Below are 5480 nucleotides of genomic sequence, written 5' to 3'. Positions count from 1 at the left end.
GAGAAAATTCTCTGCATTTTTTTTCAATAGGCCATCATGCTAGTGAAAGAGATGGAATTATAGCACTGGGTAATTGGTTAACCGATAACTATAATCTTGACATAACATTTATTGATACCAATAATCCTATTTAATTGTCAAAAGTTACATCATTGAAAATATATTTCCCAACATAAAAATAATTTTATTATGTTTTTATAATTCAAACAAAAAATTTTTATAAAAAACGAAAGTTTAAGAGAATATTATGAAAGATACTAAATTAATATCTTGGCTAAACTCTTCTTATTTATCTGGAGACAATCAAACTTATATTCAAAGTTTATATGATACATTTTTAATCAATCCTAATTCTGTTGAAAAAGAATGGAGAATATTTTTTTCTAAAATATATAACAAAAAATTAAAAAAAGAACAAAAATCTAAAAAAAAACATGGTATTAATACAACAGATCTAGATACCACTTTTCTGAAAAAATATAAAATATCGCAATTAATTGATGCTTTTCGTAAAGATGGGCATAAAAATGCTCATTTAGATCCTTTAAATCTATATCAAAAAAAAAACATACCTAATTTAAATTTAAATTATTATAATTTATTAGAAACAGATTTACTTATTAATAACAATATAATTTTTTTTAACAATAACAACCAACTAAGTTCTAACACCTATCTATATCAAAATTTAAAAGAAATCTATTGTAATTCGATAGGTTTTGAATACATGCATATTGAAAATAATGAAGAAAAAATATGGATTCAAAATTACATAGAATGTTTTGTAAAAGAAAATTTTTTAAATAAAGAAGAAAGAAAAAAAATACTAAAAACATTGATCTGTGCAGAAGAGTTAGAAATATTTCTTTCTAAAAAATTTCCAGGTGCCAAAAGATTTTCTCTAGAAGGTTCTGAAACATTAATTCCTATGTTACATGAAATTATCAATTATTCAGGATCTTTACAAGTATCCGACATACTACTTGGAATGGCGCATAGAGGAAGATTAAATGTATTAATTAATGTTTTTGGGAAAAAAGAAAGGTATTTATTTAACGAATTTTCTAATTCTTATCAAGATCAGTTCAAAAGTGGAGATGTAAAATATCATTTAGGATACCATTCAAAAATAAAATACAATGATAAATTTATAAATTTGATTTTAAAATGTAATCCTTCTCATTTAGAAATAATTAATCCAGTTGTAATGGGTTGTTCCCGAGCTCATATAGATATGTTACATAATTACGATACTAATAAGATATTATCTGTTGTCATTCACGGAGATGCTTCTATTTCAGGACAAGGAATAGTTCAAGAAACACTAAATATGTCTCAAACTCAAGGTTATAACGTTGGAGGATCTATTCATTTAGTCATTAATAATCAAATTGGTTTTACTACTTCAGATAAAAAAAATCTTAGATCTAGCGATTATTGTACTGATATCGCAAAAATGACCAATTGTCCAATATTTCATGTTAACGCCGATGATCCAGAAGCCGCGCTATTTGTAACACGGATGGCATTAGATTTTCGTTTTAATTTTAAACGAGATATTTTTATAGATTTAGTTTGTTATAGAAGAAGAGGGCATAATGAAGCGGATGATCCTAATGTCACTCAACCCGTAATGTATGAAAAAATTAATAAACATCCTACAGTACAAAAAATATATCAAAATTATTTAATATTGAAAGATATCATCAATAAAAATTATTATGATGAAATTAAATATGAAAATAAATGTAAATTAGAAGAAGAATATTCTTTTTTTATACGAAATAAAATAAAAAATACTAATGAAAACATACAATATAAAATAAAAAAAAATATTGAAATAAAAAAAATAAATTTTAAGGAATTAAAAAATATTGCTATTTCTATAAATACCATACCTTATGAAATAGATATACATCCAAAAGTAAAAAAAATATATCAAGATAGACTTGAAATGATTCATGGAAGAAAAAAAATAGATTGGGGAACAGCTGAAAATTTAGCATATGCATCTTTAGTAAGTCAAGGTATTTCTTGCCGTTTATCTGGTGAAGATATTGGTCGTGGTACATTTTTCCATCGTCATTCCGTCATACATAATCAAAGTGATGGTTCAATTTATATACCTATTAATAATATTAAAGATAAAAAAGGAAAATTTTATATTTGGGATTCCGTTTTATCAGAAGAATCTGTTTTAGCTTTTGAGTACGGTTATTCTATCACAAATAATAATATTTTAACTGTTTGGGAAGCACAATTTGGTGACTTTGCTAATGTGGCACAAGTCGTAATAGATCAATTTATCAGTTCTGGTGAACAAAAATGGGGATATAAATGTGGATTAGTAATGTTATTACCTCACGGTTATGAAGGACAAGGTCCTGAACATTCCTCTGCCAGATTAGAACGTTATCTACAACTTGCTGCTGAAGACAATATAGCAATATGCATACCAAGTACTTCTGCCCAAATTTACCATATGTTACGTTGTCAAGTTTTACAACATATAATAAAACCACTTATTATTATGTCTCCAAAATCACTTTTACGACATCCTTTATCTTTTTCTGACTTTACAGAATTACAACATAAAAACTTTTTAGAAATCATAGATGAAATAGACTCTATTCCAGTAAAGTTCTTAAAACAAGTTATTTTTTGTTCAGGGAAAATATATTATGATTTGTTACAACAACGTCGTATTAATAAACAAAATGACACAGCTATCATTCGTATCGAAAAATTGTATCCTTTTCCTAAAATATCATTTTCAAAAATTATGCTGTCTTATACTAATGTATTAAATTTCGCATGGTGTCAAGAAGAACCTTGTAATCAAGGAGCATGGAATTATATTCAACATCATTTACAAAAAATGTTACCAATTAATTCATCTTTAAAATATATAGGACGGCCAGCATCCTCTTCTCCAGCTGTAGGAAATTTTTTTATCCATCAAAAACAGCAAAAAGAAATTGTCAACGATGCATTAAATACATATTTGATTAAAGGATAGTGATATATGAACAGTTTTGATATTCTCGTGCCCCATTTACCTGAATCAGTTAATACCGCTCAAGTCGTAAAATGGCATAAAAATATAGGAGATATTATAGAAATAGATGAAATATTAGTGGAAATAGAAACTGATAAAATTATTTTAGAAGTACCTGCTATCTCTTCTGGTATCTTACATACTATCTTTGAAGCACAAGGATCCATAGTAAGATCTCAACAAATATTAGGTAAAATAAAACATGTTAAAAATGTAATAAAAAAATCTCTGGATAAAATAAAAAATAATATATCAGAAAAAAAAGAATTAAACGATAATAAAGAATTAAATATAAAAATAAATGATACTTTAAGTCCAAAAGTAAGGCGTTTAGTTTCTTGTCATAACATTAAAGATTTTAAATTCCAAGGAACAGGTGTAAATAATAGAATTACTCCTCAAGACATTGAAATATATATGAATAACAAAAACAAAAATAATGAAAATAATCAAATAAAATATAATGTAGAAAAAAAATTGAACCATATATATGAAAGAACTAGCACTAAAATTAAAATGAGTAACGTGCGAAAATGTATTGCAAAAAGATTATTAAGTGTAAAACAAAATACAGCTATATTAACCACTTTTAACGAAGTGAATATGAAACCAATAATTAAATTAAGAGAAAAATACGGAGAAGAATTTAAAGAAAAATATGGAGTAAAACTGGGTTTTATGTCTTTTTATGTTAAAGCAGTAATAGAAGGATTAAAACGTTTTCCAGAAATCAATGCAATGATCGATAAAGATGAGATTATTCAATATCATTACTATGATATAAGTATCGCTGTTTCTACTTCAAAAGGTTTAGTTACACCTATATTAAAAGACGCAAATTTAATGAGCATGTCTGAAATTGAAAAAAAAATTAAAAAATTTGCAATACAAGCGAATGAATCAAAATTAAGCATTGAAGATTTAACAGGAGGTAATTTCACTATTACAAATGGAGGTATATTTGGTTCACTATTTTCTACACCAATTATTAATCCTCCTCAATCTGCTATTTTAGCGTTACATAACATTAAAAATCGTCCGGTAGTTTTAGATAATAAAATTTGCATACGTCCTATGATGTACATAGCTCTTTCTTATGACCATAGAATTATAGATGGCAAAGAAGCTGTTGGTTTTCTTGTAAATATAAAAAAAATATTAGAAGATTTTAATAGAATTATACTACATATATAATTTATTAAATCTAACAAATTAAAAGATGAAATGTAAAAATTTGTGGTGCTATGATCAATCTTAGCACCAAGTTATATAATTTTAATAAAATTATTTAATAAAAAATTATTTCTACTCATCTGTTATTCATATAACATGATTCTATATTACAGTCAATGACCGATTTATCTTTACCGTAAAAAACAAAAGAAATTTGTTTCTCTAGTACACCTTTTTTAATAAGATATGATCTTATTTCTTTAACTCTTTTTTATGCTAATAAAAAATTATATTTACAAAAATCGTTTTTATCCGCATGTCATTTTATATATATATTATTTTTTATTTTATTACATAAAAAATTAGCAACAATATTAAGATATTAATAAAAATATTGGATTAATACAGGATTTATTAGAATCAAAATAAATAATATTATTCTTATATAAATTTTGTAATATTAATTTCATATTAGAAATTTTTATCGAATTTCTTTCATTTTTTTAAATGTATATCTATAATCCCTTTATTTTTAATATTTCATTATGATTGCTGAAATGACTGCATGAAAAATAGTCATAAGAGAAAATATAAGTATTAATATATTAATTGTTCTTTTTAATTTCATTTTTAAAACCTGTCGAAGAAATTTTATATAAGGGATTATTTCAATTTATTTGCCAATAAAAAAACGATAATATATATTTTTTAACATTATTCAGAAATTTTTACGTTCATATTGATGATGTATATTATTTTTTTTAATAAATTAAAAATAAAATAGTATATAAATATTTAAACACTAGTTAATATATATAAATGTATATGTTTTATATCCATTTTTATCCTATAAAATATTAATTCTTATGTATATAATTAATAAAATATTAATAACTAGTGTTTAAATAAAAAATATTTGCTATTTTAACAATGGGAAATATTCGATTATTATGTAATAATATCTTTTTATTTTATAAAATAGCATAATGTAAAAGGAAAATTATGGCATTCACTAAATTAATTTTAATCAGACATGGTGAAAGTAAATGGAACAAACTTAATAAATTTACTGGTTGGGAAGACATAGATTTATCATTTAAAGGTATAAAAGAAGCTAAAAACGCCGCAAAATTATTAAATTCAAAAGAATTTACTTTCGATATAGCATATACTTCAATGTTAAAAAGAGCTATTCATACTTTGTGGCTAATTCTTAAAGATCTTAATCAGTCTTGGATTCCAATTAACA

General features: G+C 24.2%; 3 protein-coding genes and 1 pseudogene. All 4 read left to right on the top strand.

The window, feature by feature from the left end; genetic code table 11:
• Positions 1–134: pseudogene (locus LDP10_RS02640) on the top strand (Nif3-like dinuclear metal center hexameric protein); the annotation flags it as partial.
• 113 nt (positions 135–247) lie between these two features.
• Positions 248–3019 (top strand): 2-oxoglutarate dehydrogenase E1 component, encoded by a 2772-nt coding sequence (locus LDP10_RS02635; protein WP_265197200.1) that lies wholly within the window; start codon positions 248–250, stop codon positions 3017–3019.
• 6 nt (positions 3020–3025) lie between these two features.
• Entirely contained in the window at positions 3026–4252 is a 1227-nt protein-coding gene (gene odhB / locus LDP10_RS02630; RefSeq protein ID WP_265197199.1) for a 2-oxoglutarate dehydrogenase complex dihydrolipoyllysine-residue succinyltransferase, read from the top strand.
• Between the two features lie 981 nt (positions 4253–5233).
• On the top strand, positions 5234–5480 hold a 247-nt coding region (locus LDP10_RS02625; protein ID WP_265197197.1), incomplete at its 3' end, for a 2,3-bisphosphoglycerate-dependent phosphoglycerate mutase.

The organism is Buchnera aphidicola (Pemphigus obesinymphae) (assembly GCF_026122815.1).
Lineage (GTDB): Bacteria > Pseudomonadota > Gammaproteobacteria > Enterobacterales > Enterobacteriaceae > Buchnera_C > Buchnera_C aphidicola_BJ.
Note: the sequence above shows the minus strand (reverse complement) of the source record. Positions and strands in the feature narration are given on the sequence as shown.